The sequence below is a fragment of the Paraburkholderia rhynchosiae genome, from assembly GCF_002879865.1.
GTDB classification, from domain to species: domain Bacteria; phylum Pseudomonadota; class Gammaproteobacteria; order Burkholderiales; family Burkholderiaceae; genus Paraburkholderia; species Paraburkholderia rhynchosiae.
Genome location: NZ_PNXY01000009.1, coordinates 208,202 through 225,790, shown reverse-complemented (window position 1 = coordinate 225,790; position 17,589 = coordinate 208,202). Strand labels below are relative to the sequence as shown.

Annotated in this window: 19 protein-coding genes; 13 read left to right on the top strand and 6 right to left on the bottom strand. The window is 56.3% G+C overall.

All coding sequences use genetic code 11. The features are described from left to right. Window positions 1-49: 49 nt before the first annotated feature. From C0Z16_RS15575 to C0Z16_RS15515, 13 genes are all read left to right on the top strand, one after another. Window positions 50-433 (top strand): hypothetical protein, encoded by a 384-nt coding sequence (locus C0Z16_RS15575; RefSeq protein WP_146014314.1) that lies wholly within the window; start codon window positions 50-52, stop codon window positions 431-433. A 178-nt stretch (window positions 434-611) separates the two neighbouring features. Further along, complete coding sequence (locus C0Z16_RS15570) at window positions 612-1,247, top strand: hypothetical protein (RefSeq protein WP_102633009.1); 636 nt, start codon at window positions 612-614, stop codon at window positions 1,245-1,247. Between the two features lie 11 nt (window positions 1,248-1,258). Then, entirely contained in the window at window positions 1,259-1,954 is a 696-nt protein-coding gene (locus C0Z16_RS15565; RefSeq protein ID WP_132376172.1) for a hypothetical protein, read from the top strand. Between the two features lie 176 nt (window positions 1,955-2,130). After that, window positions 2,131-2,514 (top strand): hypothetical protein, encoded by a 384-nt coding sequence (locus C0Z16_RS38720; protein ID WP_244201249.1) that lies wholly within the window; start codon window positions 2,131-2,133, stop codon window positions 2,512-2,514. Between the two features lie 81 nt (window positions 2,515-2,595). Then, the gene (locus C0Z16_RS15555; protein ID WP_102633007.1) at window positions 2,596-3,219 is read left to right on the top strand and encodes an RNA 2'-phosphotransferase; all 624 of its coding nucleotides are present in this window, start codon (window positions 2,596-2,598) and stop codon (window positions 3,217-3,219) included. Window positions 3,220-3,529: 310 nt separating this feature from the next. Next, a complete protein-coding gene (locus C0Z16_RS39550; protein ID WP_407070673.1) occupies window positions 3,530-3,823 on the top strand; it encodes a putative phosphothreonine lyase domain-containing protein in 294 nt (97 codons plus the stop codon). A gap of 439 nt (window positions 3,824-4,262) precedes the next feature. After that, window positions 4,263-5,348 carry a hypothetical protein gene (locus tag C0Z16_RS15545; RefSeq protein ID WP_102633005.1) on the top strand — a complete coding sequence of 362 codons (1,086 nt, stop codon included), beginning with the start codon at window positions 4,263-4,265 and terminating at the stop codon, window positions 5,346-5,348. Window positions 5,349-5,394: 46 nt separating this feature from the next. Next, window positions 5,395-6,186: an SDR family NAD(P)-dependent oxidoreductase gene (locus C0Z16_RS15540; protein WP_102633004.1), complete on the top strand. Its 792-nt coding sequence runs from the start codon at window positions 5,395-5,397 to the stop codon at window positions 6,184-6,186. A 372-nt stretch (window positions 6,187-6,558) separates the two neighbouring features. Then, complete coding sequence (locus C0Z16_RS15535) at window positions 6,559-6,996, top strand: cupin domain-containing protein (RefSeq protein ID WP_102633003.1); 438 nt, start codon at window positions 6,559-6,561, stop codon at window positions 6,994-6,996. Between the two features lie 69 nt (window positions 6,997-7,065). Continuing rightward, the gene (locus tag C0Z16_RS15530; protein WP_102633002.1) at window positions 7,066-7,419 is read left to right on the top strand and encodes a nuclear transport factor 2 family protein; all 354 of its coding nucleotides are present in this window, start codon (window positions 7,066-7,068) and stop codon (window positions 7,417-7,419) included. 67 nt (window positions 7,420-7,486) lie between these two features. Continuing rightward, window positions 7,487-8,314, top strand: coding sequence for an SDR family NAD(P)-dependent oxidoreductase (locus tag C0Z16_RS15525; RefSeq protein WP_244201248.1), 828 nt, complete (start codon window positions 7,487-7,489; stop codon window positions 8,312-8,314). 47 nt (window positions 8,315-8,361) lie between these two features. Continuing rightward, window positions 8,362-9,159: an SDR family NAD(P)-dependent oxidoreductase gene (locus tag C0Z16_RS15520; RefSeq protein ID WP_102633000.1), complete on the top strand. Its 798-nt coding sequence runs from the start codon at window positions 8,362-8,364 to the stop codon at window positions 9,157-9,159. Between the two features lie 66 nt (window positions 9,160-9,225). Next, window positions 9,226-9,621, top strand: a complete 396-nt coding sequence (locus C0Z16_RS15515) for a VOC family protein (protein WP_102633039.1) — start codon at window positions 9,226-9,228, stop codon at window positions 9,619-9,621. Between the two features lie 262 nt (window positions 9,622-9,883). Here the strand turns inward: C0Z16_RS15515 and dld are convergent, their stop codons facing one another. The 6 genes from dld to iolG form a co-directional block, all read right to left on the bottom strand. Next, complete coding sequence (gene dld, locus C0Z16_RS15510) at window positions 9,884-11,647, bottom strand: D-lactate dehydrogenase (protein ID WP_102632999.1); 1,764 nt, start codon at window positions 11,645-11,647, stop codon at window positions 9,884-9,886. 331 nt (window positions 11,648-11,978) lie between these two features. Beyond that, window positions 11,979-12,938 (bottom strand): helix-turn-helix domain-containing protein, encoded by a 960-nt coding sequence (locus tag C0Z16_RS15505; protein ID WP_244201247.1) that lies wholly within the window; start codon window positions 12,936-12,938, stop codon window positions 11,979-11,981. Window positions 12,939-13,038: 100 nt separating this feature from the next. Beyond that, window positions 13,039-13,923, bottom strand: a complete 885-nt coding sequence (gene gloB / locus C0Z16_RS15500; RefSeq protein WP_102633038.1) for a hydroxyacylglutathione hydrolase — start codon at window positions 13,921-13,923, stop codon at window positions 13,039-13,041. A 233-nt stretch (window positions 13,924-14,156) separates the two neighbouring features. Then, the gene (locus C0Z16_RS15495) at window positions 14,157-14,375 is read right to left on the bottom strand and encodes a hypothetical protein (RefSeq protein WP_102632997.1); all 219 of its coding nucleotides are present in this window, start codon (window positions 14,373-14,375) and stop codon (window positions 14,157-14,159) included. Window positions 14,376-15,400: 1,025 nt separating this feature from the next. Further along, a complete protein-coding gene (locus C0Z16_RS15485; RefSeq protein ID WP_102632996.1) occupies window positions 15,401-16,309 on the bottom strand; it encodes a LysR family transcriptional regulator in 909 nt (302 codons plus the stop codon). Between the two features lie 95 nt (window positions 16,310-16,404). Further along, window positions 16,405-17,397: an inositol 2-dehydrogenase gene (gene iolG / locus C0Z16_RS15480; protein ID WP_102632995.1), complete on the bottom strand. Its 993-nt coding sequence runs from the start codon at window positions 17,395-17,397 to the stop codon at window positions 16,405-16,407. Between the last annotated feature and the right edge of the window lie 192 nt (window positions 17,398-17,589).

The following is a 17,589-nucleotide window of genomic DNA, read 5'->3' as shown; positions in this document are numbered from 1 at the left end:
ATTTACTGACAGCAGTTGGGAAGAGCCACATCCCATGAAGAAGAGGCTCATGCAACCACTTCTTCCGTGGCGCTGCGTTGGATGGTCGGACCTCACGGTTAACTTCTTTGTCGTTGCCTCAGCTGGCGGTGAGGACTGCGCGAGCCCGGACGGTTGGGTGGTGGACGGTGCCGAGGCGCTGATTGAACTGGTACTGCAGCTTGGCGACGTCAGCTTTTCGGTTCACCTGTTGGCTCGCGGTGACGCTGACGCTTCCGTCACGCTCTGTCGAGTGAGTGGGCTGTGGCAGGAGGTTCAAGCCGAAGATTCGGACGTCGTGCACTACTGGTATTCGACCACCGACGGAGAGACAAGACGGTGTTCGCCTGCGGCATCCGGTAGGCGTGTTAAGAGACCGCGGTTAGTGAAAGTATTGAGCTTCGAAAACGGCTGAGTACGAGCGAGACTCGAAATCTGCGTCGAGCACCAGAACGAGGTCATCCGAGAAGGCCCGCCATTCGTTAGGCGCGGACGTTCGACTTTGTCCTGCACCGGCAGGTTTGAAGTAGCAATACAAAGGGATGGATATGCCGCGGTCCGGAAGTAATACGAGCACTGATGTGCGACAAGTCATGCGAAATGCAGCCGTTGCGGCGATGCTGTCGGACCCAACAGGCGCTGAAGCAAGTCTTTTCCTATCCGATGCGGAAGTCGGGCGCCTCTTCAAAGCACACCTCATCCAAGTCATCGGCACCGCTACGTTGTCGAACTTGGATTTAAGTTCAACTCGTGAGGAAGACGAGAAGCAAGGGCGGCTGACCAACCGCCGAGCTTCAGAACTTCCGGGGTTGACCAATGTCTCTGCGGCGAACATAGAGCGGTACTCCCTTGTTCTACAAGGAAGGCTGCTTCCCGCTGAGGACTTTTGCAAAGCCGCAGGCATCACTGAGCAGAAGCTAAGCGAAGAAGTTGCGTCGTGCAGAGTGTTTGCTGTGGAATTCGAGTTCACGCAGTATTACCCAACGTTCGCCTTATCGAATTTAGTTAGCCCTAAGGATTTCGCGAGGGTCGTACGGCGCTTGGGTGACTCAACCGGTTGGGGCAAATGGAAATTCTTTACGACGCCATCAGAGTCTCTAGGAGGGCTCACGCCACTGAGGCTTCTAATGGGCGAGGAAGTGGAGCGAGCACTAGCTGCAGCTTCAGATTTCAAAGCACTAAGTGCGACGTTTTCTAGTATCACAAGAACGACGCCGGTCTCCGACTAACACCTACCGCCATGAATCCAATTGCAACCAATGGAGTACTGCGGCACTCTCGTCAAAAACGAGAAGCTCTTTCGCCTGAAGAAGCACGGCTGGCACTGATAGACCATGCGATTCATCGTGCAGTTGTCGCTGCCCTCCTATGTGACCCCATAGGCTGGAACGCACTTCTCGAGCTCCCCGATGAGGAGCTCGGGCGTATGTTTAAGAATCAGCTGTGGAGAGTCATCGGCGTGTCTACGATACTCAACCTAGACCTCCCCGCGTTGCATCAAGAGGGCGAGAATTTACGCAAGCGCATTCGTCGGCAATCGAAACTGCGTACACACGAGGATGCGATACAGAGTGAGTCGGCAAATGCCGAGCGCCACGCTCTCGTGGACCATGGAAAGTTGCTACGTATGGAAGACTACATTGGAGCGGCAGGAGTCACAGAGAAGAAACTGAGCAAATCTCTCGCTTCAGGGAAAGTCTTTAGCGTTGAGCTCGAAGGAGAGGTGTACATCCCTGGATTTTTTCTCTCCCCCATGATTCATCACAACGACTTCGCGAAGGTCTTACGTAGCTTGGGCGATACATCCGGTTGGAGCAGATGGGATTTTTTCACAACTCCGACAGAGGCTCTTGGTGGCGCCACGCCGCTCCAATTTCTCGCGATAAAAAAGGTCAAGCCTGTGCTGAAAGCCGCTGAAGAATTTACGAAGCGCTGAGCACAGCTCCTTTCGAGGCCGTGGAAGAAATTCTGGAATTCGTTCTCCGAAACTTACCGCTACTGCATCGGCTCCAAAATGTTGAGCCGGTGGTTGAGGAAGCCGCGACCTTTGCAGAGCAATACGCGCGGCTGTTCACGTAGGCACTAGACCGCAGTTTCTTACGTCTGCTCGCCATGAAAGAACTCCTGACCTTCGCGCTTAATAACCCCGCACTTCTGGTCGTGCCAGCAGTCGGGTTCGTACTCAGCCTGTTCGTGGTGCGCATCAAAAGGAGATACGTGAACGAAGGGATTTTGTTCAGGCGCAAGCCTGCGACAGAGCGCGACCACGACGCCTCAAAATCAGCGGAAAAAGAGATGAACTCGGACAACCATATTGACCTTGAGATTGCGCTTCGCAAGCTTCACGAATTGGGCCTAGAGGACGGGGACTTAGGATATGCCTACTGGCATGCAGTCGGACAGCTATTGAAACGAGCGGCCGGCATGCAAGCACAAATAGACGCACTCAGCAAGGAGCTGGAGCAGTTGCGCGCCACGCGGCCGAGACCGGATTGAAACGAACGCAATGCCGCGGCCGCTGTGAGCTAGCTTCGCCGTACATCTTGGATGCCCTGCAGGCGTGTAACCTCTATAAACATGGACAACGATTCGCGGTCACCGGAAAACTATGTCGCAGTTAGCAGACTTCTTTCCAAAGTTCTGCGCCACGAGCCCGAGATGGTTGGCATACGTCTCGACCGTCAGGGCTGGGTATCTGTCGATGAGCTGATACGCGCAATAGAACGTACCGCACGTAAGGCGGGTGCGTCGAAGCGACTGAGGACCTTGCCAGCAATCACGCGAGATGTCATCCTGGCGGTCGTGGCCACAAACGACAAACAGCGCTTTTCGCTCTCACCGGATGGCCTGCGGATACGCGCGGCACAGGGTCACTCGATAGGCGTGGACCTTGGATATGCCGCAAAGGAACCGCCAGCTGTTCTCTATCACGGCACCGCCTGGAGTAACTGGACGCATATCGCCGTGGAAGGGTTGACGGCTCAAACTCGGCACGCAGTTCATCTGAGCACGGACGCCGATACGGCAACGCGGGTCGGTACTCGCCACGGTCCGCCATTGGTACTCGTCGTGGATGCCGCGCAGATGCATGCAGATGGCTATGCTTTCACTCGTTCGGATAACGGAGTGTGGCTCACTCTGGTTGTGCCGGCAGCATATCTGTCAAAGTGGACGCCGGACAAACGCGGGCCAAGCTCATGAAGGTGCGTTTCCGTGTCAAATCTCTCACGGCGCAACGGTTTCCAAGACGCGAGCTGAGTCGGCAGCGCGAAAAAAGTTGGTACTCGCGGACGTCTTGTCTGGCCTACAAGATGCGAAAGCCGGACGCGTATATAGCGAGGCTGAATTTCGGCGATGGGCGGAACAGCATATGACCACACCAATTGAACGGCCCATCGGCGAGCAACTATCTCGGGAAGGACAGAGGCCGTTCGAAGACTTCAGTCGAAGCTGGCAGACTAGGAAATCCCCCTAGCTGCGGCATCATTTTCTCGGGGCTACCACAGGCAAGGTGGTGTGCGTTTTCGCGGCTTCATCCGATGTCGACCAGGCATGGGCGAAAATTAAAGGTGCCGTGGAGGCCAATAAGCTCTTGTCTGCCAAGGTATCCACGGCTCTGCGCAGCAAGGGGCGTGATGGTCACGCTATTTGCGTGTACACGCGAGACTGGACAGACACACGGGAGCTCTTGCGAATCCGTGAAGTTCTGCGGTCGCTGGGCTTTGTGGGGGAACTCGGCTACAAGCGCGACATTGTTACTCAGAACAGGATTTACCGCGTAGGCGAGTGGCATTTGCGGGCGTAGCCCATAGGCCATCAAAGCAACAGCTTGCCCAAATGCTAGTGACATGCAGTTTGCGAGGCCTAGGGGCATCTCAAGATTGCTGAGCGCTGCCGCGACTCTCGGCTGGCGTCCGCGTATGTTTCGGAAAGCGCTCCGAGCCGTTGCGAGACTTCCACCTTCCTTCCGATTGTGCAATGCACCTGCACTTGAGTTCAACGCACGCTGCGCTGTGAGGCAATAGCATCGCGCAGGTCAGGGTCTATCATCGCCCCAACATCAAAGGCGGCGACGACTAAGTCACCGCCAATTTGTCAGTCTTGGAGACGACTCAACGTAACTGTGTGCGGTCCCGCTACCGATAGTTGTAGCGCGACGCTGCACAGTTGCGGGAGTCCGCGCGTCCCAAAATATTAAATTCAAAACTCGGGCGCCGAAACTTGTTCAACAAGGAGGAGACATCATGGCAAGCGTCAACGCGACACCGAGAGCACCGGTCCTACCCCGTGTATTACGTGACATCGTTCTGGTTTATGGGGTAACGATTCTTTCTGCGATTGTAGTCAACTGGATTGTACGCACAGCTCCTATTGGACCGTGGGTCGGTCCGCAGATTGAGCAGTTCTTCTGGCTTGATAACATAGCCTGGCAGCTGTTCGCACTATGGTGGATTATTCTCATCGCAGTCAGCGACTTTTGGCCTTTCGCTGGCATACGCTCCGGAATGACGCGAGGAATTGCTGTCATTGCAACCGGTTGGATATTGGGGTGGCTGACAGCAAAGGCCGTGTACGTAGGCGGTCTCGGCGCAGGCTGGCTGTTTCCCATCATCGGGACCATCTACTTCTTCCTTGCGTTCTTCAGCTTCACTGGTGAGAACTGGATAGTTGCGGGAATGCCGCCACGCCGGAAGTTTGGCGTTCTCCTCATACTTATCGCTGGTCTTACATACGCTGTAACGTCGTCTTCCATCCGCTGGGTGCCGGCATGGTGGTTCCCGTTTCTTCAAATCGGTGTATCGACAGGGCTCCTCCCTTATCTCACGCGGGACATGAAGCAGCCAGGAAAATCGGTTGCACAGATGTGCCTGCTCTGGCTGGTCATCCTTGCATGCACCTGCGTTTCGCACATCCTCGGCGTATGGGAATTCAGCGCCTCGCCAATCTCGCGCTTCTGGGCGTCAGGCACTTACACCAGTGACAACGTCTGGCTGCTGTTCTTCATGGTCGGTTGCTCCATCAACTTCGGGCTTCCGGTACTGACCCAAAACTGGCCCTTCCGATATATCGCGATGCCGTGGGGTGGCCTGCTCGGCTGTGTCTTTTACATCGCTCTGGGTGCCGTGATTGCGGTGGTCCTCTCGCGGATGGTGGGACCGGTGTTTTCGAGCATGAACGAGGCACTGAGCTTCGCCTACATGGGGGTGAACTGGTCAATCGGTCTGTGTCTGGTTTTCGGGCTTGGTTCTAGTCGACCGTATCTGTGGGCAGGGCAAAAGTCGGCAGGAACATGGGAAGGAAACGAAGCCAGTCTCGCAAGCGCGGACTGATTTGCGGCAATCGCTCACTGTACCTGGGTGCTTACAGGAGAGGTGCATGAACAGATTAGCGAATAAGGTTTGCCTCATTACCGGTGCTGGGGGAGCCATCGGCCGTGCGACCGCACAGGCTTTCAAGGACGAGGGCGCGATTGTCGTAATTTCGGACATCAACAAACGATTGCTAGATGCGTCTGAGCAGGAGATTGGGTGCCAGGCCGTGCTGCAGGACGTTACAAACGAGGCGCAGTGGGCTGATGTGATTGATGGAATTGAGAAGCAGCACGGCCGGCTCGATGTGCTGGTGAACAACCCGGAAAATTTGGATTCCAGCGGCAACGTGAATCCTGAAACGACGCAGATGGAAGACTTCAGGCGGCTGCAATTGGTGAATGTCGAGTCTGTCATGCTTGGCTGCCGCGCCGCGATTCCGGCGATGAAGCGCGCAGGTGCCGGCTCCATTATCAATATCTCGTCGATTGCGGCTGCCATCGCGACACCTTTCAAAGTCGGCTACGGAATCAGCAAAGCGGCGGTACGGCATCTCAGTTGGTCGGATGCGGCGCACGGCGCACCCTACAAAATTCGCTGCAACTCCATCATGCCTGGACGAATCGAGACCGGTGACGGCGCCATGATGGATTCCATTTTCAAGGGCGTTGAGCGACGTGGCGAAATGGCGGACGCAGACACAGACACGGCGCGAACGACCTTCAATGCGCTTATTCCGCTTGGACAATTGGGCTCGCCCTACGAAATCGCGATGGGCGCGGTTTATCTCGCGTCCGACGAAAGTAGATACGTCAGTTCAATATCGCTTCTGATTAGCGGAGGCTGGTCCGTCCTGTAGCTGTCTACGTTAGCGAAGCCCCTTGACCACTGTAGTCCTACCGATGTTCGCAGGGCTGCAGTCGGAACACATCGTCAATAGCGCGAGAGCGTTTTGAGCCAACGTGAGCCCAAGGTCGCGTTGGCTTTTTTTGAGCGTCTAGTTTCGCCACCTTCGTTCGGGTTTACACCTTTACGCAAACCGTGAAGCTGGACACGAGCTACGCGGGGAGCGGGAACCGTTTCATCCCGGAAGTAGAAAGCGCTTCGACTGCACTTTCGTTCAATTCGCCCTGCGCTGCCATTCAACCGTCGTCAGTGTCATCCGCATATTCTTGAATCACCCACAAACCCAGCCCGACAGTTGGAGCCGGGCAGATTTCAGGAGACGAAGATGGAAATCAAACCGAAGGTTCATGAAGAAGCAGTTCAGATTAACGAGATTCCGTGGAAGGCCTTCCCCGACGCGTTGTCGCAGGGTGGCATCCGCTGGAAGATGCTTCACGCCTCGCCAGAGATGGGCGCTTGGGCAGCCATCTTCGAGTGCCCTGCAGGCTCCTCGTTCAACGCACACTTTCACGTCGGCCCCGGCGAATACCTGTTGACCAAGGGTCGCATGGATGTGCGTGGCGGCAAAGAAAACGGTGGTGACACGGTTGTCGCGCCGGCATACGGGTATGAGTCGGCGAATGCTCGTCATGACAAGACCTTTTTCCCAGTCGACTCCGAGTTTTACATGACGTTCCTCGGGCCGCTCGCCTTCATTAACGAAGACGGTTCGCCCATCGTCAACGTCTCGTGGGACGAAGCCCAGCGCGCTTACGCCGCCTGAACGTGCAAATGCAGCGGACCGCTTACATCCTTGGCAGCGGTCGCGTCTACTAAGCGAAGGGGTCACAACATGACAGCAGCAGCGGTTCTGGCAGATGCCACCAATGAAGTCTTCGACCATCATCTCGGCGCATTTGCAAAGGGTCTTGACGAACTGATGAAGGACTATGACGAAAAATCCGTCATCGTCACGCCGGACAAGACCTTTCGCGGACAGGACGAGATTCGCGGATTCTTCAAGGCATTTCTCGACGGCGCAAAGCCCGCGTTCTGGGAAGCGTTCAAGGTGACAAGCAAGAGCACAGAAGGTGAAATCGGTTATCTGGCTTGGGAGGCCAAACCTTTCGTCTCGATGGCCACCGACACGCTTCTGGTGAAGGACCGAAAGATTGTCGTCCAGACGTTCACGGCATTCTCAGCGTAATCACTCATCACAGGTCAATTCTCACAAGCAATCGCTAGAGGATTCTGGCGACCAAGTTCTTATATTGATGGAGACAGTCATGGCACGAAAACTTGAAGGTCGCGTTGCAGTCGTTACGGGCTCCAGCTCTGGTAATGGTCGCGCGATTGCTATCGCGCTCGCAAACGAGGGAGCACGCCTGGTTTGTTCGGACTTGAAAAAGAGCGCACTGGCCGGCGGATACGAAAAAGACATCGAGCTAGACACCGATGTTGTCATCACGAAAGCAGGCGGCAAAGCCACCTTCTTTTCCGCTGATGCCAGCAAGGCCGCCGATGTCCAGAATGTTATCGACCATGCGGTCAGTACGTTCGGCCGAATCGACATCATCGTGAACAATGCCGGTGTCTTTACGGGGCTGCACAACATCATTGATGAAACCGAAGAGCAGTACGACTTCACGATGAATGTGAATGCAAAGGGCGTCTGGCTTGGCTGCAAGTACGCTATCACGCAGTTTATGAAGCAGGAGCCGATTACCACTTCGAGCGGCGCGCAACTCCGCGGCCGCATCGTGAACATCGCATCAATCGGCGGCCTGGTCGGCCTCGCGCTCGAACCGGCTTACTGTGCGTCGAAGGGCGCCGTGGTCAATCTCACGCGTGAACTTGCCCTGGATTTCGCTCCGGAGCGCATCAACGTCAACGCGATTTGTCCGGGCTTTCTCGCAACGGCCATGGTGCGCTCGTTCCTTGAGAACGATGACACCAACAAGCTGCTGCACGACCTTACGCCATGGCCGCGAGTCGGCGCGGCGGAAGATGTCGCCAAGGCCGCCGTATTCCTTGCGTCCGATGATGCGGAGTGGATGACTGGGTCCATGCTCACCGTTGACGGTGCCTTCACTGCCCGGTAAGTAGTCCGCGGAAGTGTCGGCTTCACCTACTCAAAGGAGAGCATCAAATGGACAGGCTGAAAGGCAGAGTCGCCATCGTTACTGGTGCGAGCTCGGGGTTCGGTCGTGGCATCGCCATGTCGTATGCAGCGGAGGGGGCGAAAGTCGTCGTGAGCGACATTCACGAAGAGCCGAATCAAGGTGGCTTCGAAGGTGACGCGAAGCTCACCACCGTCGCGGCCATCAGAGAAGCCGGCGGCGAAGCGACCTACGTGTCGTGCAATGTCACAAAGCAGAGCGAAGTTGCCAACCTCATTCAGGAAACGGTCCGTGTGTACGGCGGACTCGACGTCATCGTTAACAATGCCGGTATCTACCGTGCGGGCAAGCTCGCTCACGAATTTGGTATCGAAGACCTTGACGCATGTTTCGACGTCAATGTGCGCGGTACGTGGTTCGGTTGCCAGGAAGCCATCAAGCAATTCCTGAAGCAGGGGCGCGGCGGCAACATCGTCAACATCGTCTCGACGGCCGGCCTGCAAGGTCACCCGAAGCAGTCGGTCTATAACATTTCGAAAGGAGCAGCAGCCAATCTGACGCGTTGTCTAGCCATTGAATATGGTCACGAAAAAATTCGCGTCAACGGCATCTGCCCGACCTATGCTAAGACGTCGTTGACGCGCGCCCTCTTCGACGACAAGGACTTCGACAAGGCGTTCACTGACGTTATTCCGTTGAAGCGTTGGGGTGAAGTCGAAGACATCGCCAATCTGGCCATCTTCCTCGCGTCGGACGAGTCGAGCTACATCCATGGCGACCTCATCCGAATCGATGGTGGCGAGACGCTCTGTCGGTTCTCAGTTTAGTTCCTAGTTGCTGGCGGCCCGGAGTTTTCGGGCCGCCGCTTTGCATTTAGACGTAGAGGTGTGAAATTGCCCAAGATTATTCATTCAATGATTCGAGTTCACGACCTCGAGAAATCCCTGAAGTTTTACGAGGACGCGTTGGAGTTAACGCCCAGTCATCGACTGGACTTCCCTGACTTCTCGCTGGTCTATTTGAAGAACGGCGAAAACGACGTCGAAATAGAACTGACCTGGAACAAGGGCCGGGAACCGGCTTACACGCATGGCGACGGCTACGGTCACATAGCAGTTGCGGTACCGAATCTAGAAGAAGAGCACGCTCGCTTGTCCAACCTCGGCATCAATCCGATGGCAATCAAAGAATTCAAGCGTGACGATGAAATGCTCGCTCGTTTCTTTTTCATTCGGGACCCTGACGGCTACAAGATTGAAGTGCTCGAAAGCGCCGGGCACTACGTCTGAGCGACGTCTATGTAGCTGCCTGGGCGCCTAGCGAGGGCTCCCCTTAACGATTGCCCCGACGCAAACCAAATTATGGTTGTCTCCTCCGTGTTTCCAGGCATGGATTCAAGCCCGCCCAGCAAGGCGGGCTTTTTTGCGCGTTGCAAGGTCAAAATGACGCTGTTGTTGCGGCCGCGAGAAGTCGGTCGACTTCAAGTCACTGGGTGGCAACCAAGAGGACGGTCAAGCTGGACCCGACCGCCAGACTCACCCGCAAGTTTTCTCACTGGTTCTCTTCGTCGTCGCGATACATCCAGTTTCTCGACGTTTTGCCGATTCCAGGATTGAAGCAGTTGCACGGGTCGAGTTGCCTATAGAACGCTTGCAGTGCGTGCTTCGCCGCGTACAGATGACCGACGTTGTGTTCCGCTGGATATTCGGCGCCTCTCGAGTCCTGCAGCGCCAGCAACTCATGCTCGAGCGCTAAGCAGTCGCCGCCTTTTCGTACCATGTAGTCCTGATGCATCACATGACAAAGGAAGTGACCATAGTAAAGCTTCATCGTGAAGGCGCGGTCGAGTTCATCGGGCAGCTTTTCCAGCCACTCCAGCTCGTTCCGGCGCAGAGCTAGGTCCAGCGCAACAATGTCTTCGACTGTGTCCGTGTGCAGCGTTCGATACCTGATTGCTGCCCCCGCGGTCACAAACCGGTTTAGGAAAGCGTCTTTCGCTTCCTCCTCGGAGCATAAAAAATAGCTGTCGCGGGTTCCGTCTAACTGGCGCTCGATTAATGCACGTGTTTCCTGAACGCTACACGCTTTGACCTTCAGCATGAGATGATGTTCATATCGATTTCGGTACTCGACCAACCGCGGTGGAAGATGCCCAGGCAGGCATTTACTGACCAATTGCAGGAAACGGTCCGGGAGATGTCGTGGAATCAATCTGCTGCGCGACGATAATCCATCGAGCCATGACTTTGCCGCGAAGAACATCGGTAGCCGGTCGGTTCCGAACCTCTTGATAAGAAGGAACATGTCCTTCCCGTATTTTTCGGACACATCGAACGCGTCCCGGTGCAGGTATTCACCGGCGATGGGCAGGTCGACCAGGTTGCGGAGCAAATCCCTTCTCAGCTTCTCCAGCACGGCCGCGTCCGATGTCCCAATGTAGAAGACTTTCGCTCCAGCTTCAGCGGGAAACGTGTCGAGTCGCAGTCCGAATACCATCACCTTGCCGGCTGAACCAGACGCATCGTGAAGTCGTCTTGGGTCTGCGTTGTATCTGGCGGGAGTGGTCGCATCAACATCACGAACGTGGCGCGCATACTCGCCATCGGACGCCGCGCCGGCGTCACGATGAATGGTGTCTTCTGGAAAGTTTGCTTCTTCTAAGCGCCGCAGGATTTCTTCGGGCTCGTTGCCAAGGTCGATGCCCAGTTTGTTATGGAGCGAGAGTTGTCCCGTCTGACTGACCGATGCAAAGACAGACAGCTCGGTATATGCCGGTCCGCGATGCACCAACGCGCCACCTGAGTTGTTGCAGACGCCGCCGAAAATCGAAGCGCCGATGCATGAAGAACCAATGACCGAGTGGGGTTCGCGACCAAGTGGTCGGAGGCGCTGCTCCAGTTCGTTAAGCGTCGAGCCGGGAAGACAGACCGCCTGGTCTCCGCCGTCAATCAAATGGATGCCTCGAATCCGCTTTGTGCTGACAATCACAACTGGCCGGTCGTAGGAACTTCCATCGGGTGTAGAGCCTCCGGTGAGCCCCGTGTTCGATGCTTGAGGAATTACGATGGCGCACGCTTGTACGCAGGCCTTCAGCACTCTCCACTGCTCAACAAGCGAGCCGGGACGCACAACAGCAAGGGCTTTACCTTCCCCAAACCGCATTCCGGTCCGATAGCGTTTCGTCGCTCGGTATCCGGTCAGGACGTGATGCCTGCCCACGACCTGTTCGAGGGTGCGGATGAGTTCACGGTCGCCGTGAACGTGCAAATTCGACGACGCGGCCGAATCGTCCACGAGGTGAGTTATCGGTTGCATGTTGGATTTCAGTCGATAGGATACTGACATCATTGCTCGCAAGTGATGGCAGTGAACAGCGGTCGAACAGCCCGAAAAATAAGTAGGCTGTGCTCATTCGGCATTGCGCGAAGGCAACATATCGTCAAAGTACCTTACGTGGCGCATCCCGATTTGAACAAGCGTGCAATCGCAGTTGCCTAGCAGCGTATGCCGAACTGGGTTGGCGCAAAGCCGCCGCGAAACATTGAGAGGGTGCCAAGCAAAACGCCCCGCCGTTGAGGGGCGAGGCGTTGTCTGCAGGTTTAGGCTAGAAGGAACTGCTGGTTGGCCGCTACGCGAGTCGCCCTGATTATGCTGATACTGCCGCGCGTCGGGCATCGCTTGGCGATTCGCCAAATTTTTCCTTGAATGCGCGGCAAAAGTGGCTGGTCGAATTAAAGCCCCACCGATAAGCAATCTCACCAATCTGGAAGCGTTGATACGCCGGGTCCGCCAATGCTCGTCTGCAGGCCTGCAACCGGCTGTGCAGGATGTACTCCGAGACTGTCATGTCACTGCGCTGAAAAAGCATATGCAGGTAGCGCAAGGAGATGCCGCTTGCTTCCGCAATGCGGGCCGGCGTCAGGTCGTCTTCGTGGAGGTGCAGAAGTATAAAATCCTGGACCTTCCGGAACATCGCCGCGCTGGCATCGAACGTGGCCGCGTGTTGCTGACCGGACAATGCAATCCCCAACAACTCGAGCGTAGACCGGCTGACCGACCCTTGGACTGTAGGGTCCAGCGTCGATATTTCGTTAGATAACGCGAGCAGATGGACGGCCAACAGCGACCCGACGCCGGTTCTGCTTTCAATCCTGCCACCGGAAGGCGGCTGCTTACGCTCGGGAAGCCGCTCCCGCATGAGCGACCATGGAATCATGAGGGTTACCTTGTGTAGGCGCTCCATCACTTCAAACTGAACTTCCTGCTCGCTTGTCCAGACGACCAAATCGCCTGACGACACTTCCACGCCGCTGTCTCCAATCTTGAAGCGTTCACGCCCGCTGGTGGTCAGCTGAACGCCAATGAAAAGGTCGTCGTCACGCCGAACGTGACTGCGTGTGCGCCGCCCGACACAAGGGTCGCACGTCGTGTCGACGATTTCAGCGCCGGCGAAATCGTGCCGTCTCAGGTGAGCATAGAAGGTCGCGGGGAGGCGCTGTGGGACCTGCCACTCACGATAGCTCCCGCTTAGGATTTCTTGCCAGGCGTCCGTTCTATCGTCGCCGGCCACTTCGCTGCTTTTCCAGTCTGTCGAAGGTTTCAGCACCGCTTGTCTCCTGCTTGGTGTCTCGCCTGTCTGGGTTAGGACACACTTTTGGACTATTTACACTACCGCGCAAGGTGGCTTTCAACAAGAGGACGTACCCTTATGGCCCTATTTGCGCGGATATTGTGGGTTTTCCAGCTCCAGCTAGTTCAACCCACTTTTCCGTCAGTTCCCGAAACTCGCCTTGAAAGAGGTCTTTCCATGCGCGTAGGAGTATGAAGGCAGCAAGGCGGTGAGGCACGGGGACGTTAAACCGTTCAACGAGCACATCGTGAATCGCAGGCTCATGGACCCTTAGAAAAGGATTTACCGATAGTTCATGCGCAATTGTTGTCGGTAGCGTTGGACGGCCGCGCTCCCGCAATTTGACAGCCACGTCCTGCCAGCCTTGTACATGTTTGTTTCCTGGCTCGCAGACCCGCGCAAACTCCAGATTGGAAAGCGTATATTCGTGAGCGCAATGCACTAGCGTTGCTGGCGGCAACGACGCCAACGTATCCAGAGACCCGAGCATCTCCGCGGCAGTGCCCTCCAACAAGCGCCCGCATCCACTTGCAAACAGCGTGTCGCCAGAAAATAGATGGCCCGGAAGGCCAGCGACCCCTTGCTGATAGTAAGTGACGTGCCCGTTCGTGTGTCCCGGAGTCGCGATGACCTTCGCCGAGAATGCCGGCTCTTGAAGCGTGACTTCGAACCCGTCGCCAACCTTGCAGGTGACAGATGCGATGCGTTCGCGCGCAGGTCCAAATACTGGCGTCTCTTTCTTGCCGCAGAAACGAAGCAATTCTTCAACGCCGCCGACGTGGTCGCCGTGATGGTGTGTCAGCAGAATTGCGGTGACGATGAGCTTGCGCGAATGAATGTAGGCGACCACTGGCTCCGCGACGCCAGGGTCGACAACGACGGCGGAAATACCGTCTGCAATTACCCAGGCGTAGTTGTCCTTTGAAAAAGGAATCGGGAGGTATTCGAGGTCGTTGGACATGCTCATGTAGCAGGGTTGCCGTCGGCGCGAAGCTTGGAACCCTGTTTCTGAAGTGGCGGCCCCTTAACATACTGCTGCGTGCCACTCGTGGTTTGACTGAGAGCGCAGGACCAATTGATGAGCAGCGCAAAGGTCCGTGCAACTGCAGGCGCGTCGACGGTCACCAGAAAATGGATTCGTCAACGGAATTCCGCAGCGCGATGCCGCAGTCGATTTATTTGCCGCGGTTCCCACTAGCCGTGGCCATCGACCCACGCGCGACACCACGAAAGGCCTGCTGATTCTGCCTCTTCATCAGTATCGAACGCGCCGAGCACTCCAGACGCTACTACAACCTTCGAGTCGCGCATGATTGTGCCGCTGCCGGCGAAGCGCTCCGGTCGCATGATGTCTTCTTGCTGCAGAATGGCATGGCCCCACAGTGTATATCCATGATACTTCTCGGTTTGCATTAGTCGACCTCTGGCGGTTCTGTGTACCGCTCGCATCCATGATTGCCTGAGTTCGGGCCGCTCGACAAGTACTACAGCTTGAGGCGCCGTTGTCGATGCCAGCCATCTTCAAGGTAGCATCGATTACCTTCAGTTCCTGACCGAAATCGAGCGGCCACTCTTCCCCATTGCAGCGCACGGTCATGCCGTTGTGCAACGAAATCAGGTTGCGTGCCGCGTGCAACGCATCTACTGGCTTTGATTCCCGTTCGGCTTCGTGTGTTTCAGAGCACGGCGTTCGACCAATCAACTCGTACGTGAGGACGCTGAAACTGCGGCATGTCCGGCCACGGCCTGATGCAAGAATGTACAAAGCTGCAGATGCTGCGTTCGGCAGGCATCGTTCCCGTGACGCAACTGTTCTGTCGAAGTTCATCGACGGGACTTGTCCTCCACCCACGTTTTACTTGTCCCCCACCCACGCGCAACTTGTCCTCCACCCACGTTTTACTTGTACTTCACACACAGAAAATGGGTATCCACATCTGAAAACTGCGCTGCAGGCAAGGCGTTTTCGCGGTCGAGCGCTCCGGTAATCTTATAATCGTTAATCTGTGTAACTCGCTATCTTTGCGCGATGCGTCTCTTGCTACTTGCAATTGATAGCGCTCCTGCCAAATCTCTCGTGCGATTGCTTCAATCGCTGTTCACTTCAAAACGCGGAGATTGGGCAACCAGGACGAAGGATTAGCGCGCGAGTTACCTCCCCCATTGAAGTCGGCCGCCCGTACATTCCACATTCGCGGCCATGCGACAGGAAGTCGCCAGTGCTTCAACGCACTCCTTGGTTGCGCTCTGCACAGTTTCGAGAAAAGGACCGTAGCAATGCGGCTCGCGCCATGGTTCGTGTTCCTCTTTCCGAAACCCCGTGAGCTTCGGCGAAGTTACGAACATGCTTCACCTCGTCGTAGGCGTTTGCCTTCGGTGACAAGAGAGGAGCTGTTTCATAGCTTCGAGGCTCTCTCGCGGTTAGCAAACCGGCAGGTTCAATCCAGCTTGCCCTGTTCGGCCAGTTCTATAAAAGTGTCGACCACATGACGTACCTTGGGTCGAAGGTGAGCCACCTTCGGCCAGACGGCGTGCACATCTATGAAGTCACTCGAAATATCTTCGAGAGCTGACAGTAGTGCTCCCGACTCCAGATGGGGTCGTAGGAGTGACATAGGCATCTGGCAAAGTCCTAGCCCCGCCAGAGCGGCCTCAACTATCGAGTCACCGTCGCTAATCTGGTAGGTCGCAGGCGGCGAAATCCGGTGGGGTTCACCATTGACATTGACTCGCCATGAAAGCGGCTGGCCACGGCGATAGCCGAGAATGCATGAATGATTTTTCAGGTCTTCAAGCCGGGTCGGGGTGCCGCGCTGCGCCAAATAGTCGGGCGATGCCGCAATCACCATGCGCTGGCTAGTCAGGCGACGGGCCACCAGACCACTTGAGCTTTCAAGTTCGCCAAAGCGAATAACGAGGTCAACGCCTTCCTCAATCGGGTCAATGAGATGGTCCGAGAAGGTCATCGTGAACTGCAGGTCGGGGTGCTTTCGAGCGATGTCGAGCAATATCGGAACAAGGATACGTCGACCGAAGGCTGCAGGCATGTCAATCCGCAAGCGACCGACGGGTCGCTGGTTGCCTGGGCCTAGAGCTGTTTCCGCGGTAGAGATTTCATCGAGTGCGGACGCGCACGCTGCGAAATATGCATCGCCGTCGGCCGTGAGCGAGATGCTTCTCGTGGTGCGATGGAACAGTTGCGCGCCGAGGCGGTCCTCCAGTTTCGCGATTGCTTTCCCGACGGCCGACTTGGTCAGCCCAAGTTCTTCGGCCGCGTCTGTGAAGCTGCGTGACTTCGCGGCGGTCACGAAAATCAAGATTCCGCTGAAAGTGTCGACCTGCGCCATGTCATGCCCCGATGAAGACTTTTGTTCTACATATAGGGCATGGCCACGAGCATTGTCAACCTTAAGCGCAAAGGTCAACGGGACGAACGCCCCGATTAAATTTTGACTGCGCAGCCCGTGTTTGCCGCCTCGAGGGCACAGTTCGCGATTCGCAGAGCGCGAATGCCGTCCCGAGGCGTCGCGGGCATCGGTGCGCTGTTTTCGAGCGCCGTGAGGAAGCGGTCCAGCTCGACCTTGTACGAGTCAGCATGTCGTTCAAGGAAGAAGTTAAGCAGCGGCTCACGCGCCTCCGTCCTTTCGCTCGTCCACCGGCGCAGGCTGGACGGTCGATGGTTGTCATTCAGCACCATTCCCTTCGAACCGAAGACTTCGACACGTTGGTCGAAGCCGTAGACCGCGTGGCGCGAACCGTTGATATGACATTGCTTGCCGGACGCCGTGCGCAACAACACCATCACGCTGTCGTAGTCTGGAAGCTCTTCCAGACCCGGGTCGACCAGCCGGCTTCCCATCGCCATCACTTCTACAGGCTCCTCGCCGAGCAACCAGCGAGCAGTATCGAAATCGTGGATGGTCATGTCACGGAAGATTCCGCCCGAGTGCCGTAGATACTCGCGGGGCGCGAGGCCCGGGTCGCGACTCGTGATGACGACCTGGCGAACATCGCCGACCTCACCGTCTTCGATAGCCTGCTTAAGCCGCATGGCGTCCGGGTCGAAGCGTCGATTGAAGGCAAGCATCACGCGCCCGTTAAGACGCTCGATTTCTTCGACTGCGGCGAGTGCGCGGTTTATGTCCAAGTCGATGGGCTTCTCGCAGAGTACCGGCTTGCCCAACCGGACAGCCTGCAGCGTCAGGTCGATATGTGTGTCCGTCGGCGTGCCTACAATGACTGCGTCAACATCTTCTCGGTCGACAACCGACTTGCAATCGACTGACGAGTCGCAAGCCAGCTCTGCCGCGAGCGCTTCGACACCTTCCTTGTTGGGGTCCGCCACGGCGACGAGTTTCACCCGACGGTCAGCGGCAACGTTGGCCGCGTGGATTTTTCCGATGCGCCCGGCACCGAGAACAGCGATACGCAACATATGAGTCTCCTATTTCTCGTCAGCGCGCCATTTGGCGAGCCGACTATTCACTCTTGATTCGGTAAGCGTCGATACGGATTTCGTCGGCCAACACTGACTATTTGCGTCTCAGGTGGAGAGACGTCCCATTGCTCTCGCTTGGTTCAGCAGAAGGTACCTCGGAAATCTGTCGGCTGAGCCGCAAGATGTCGT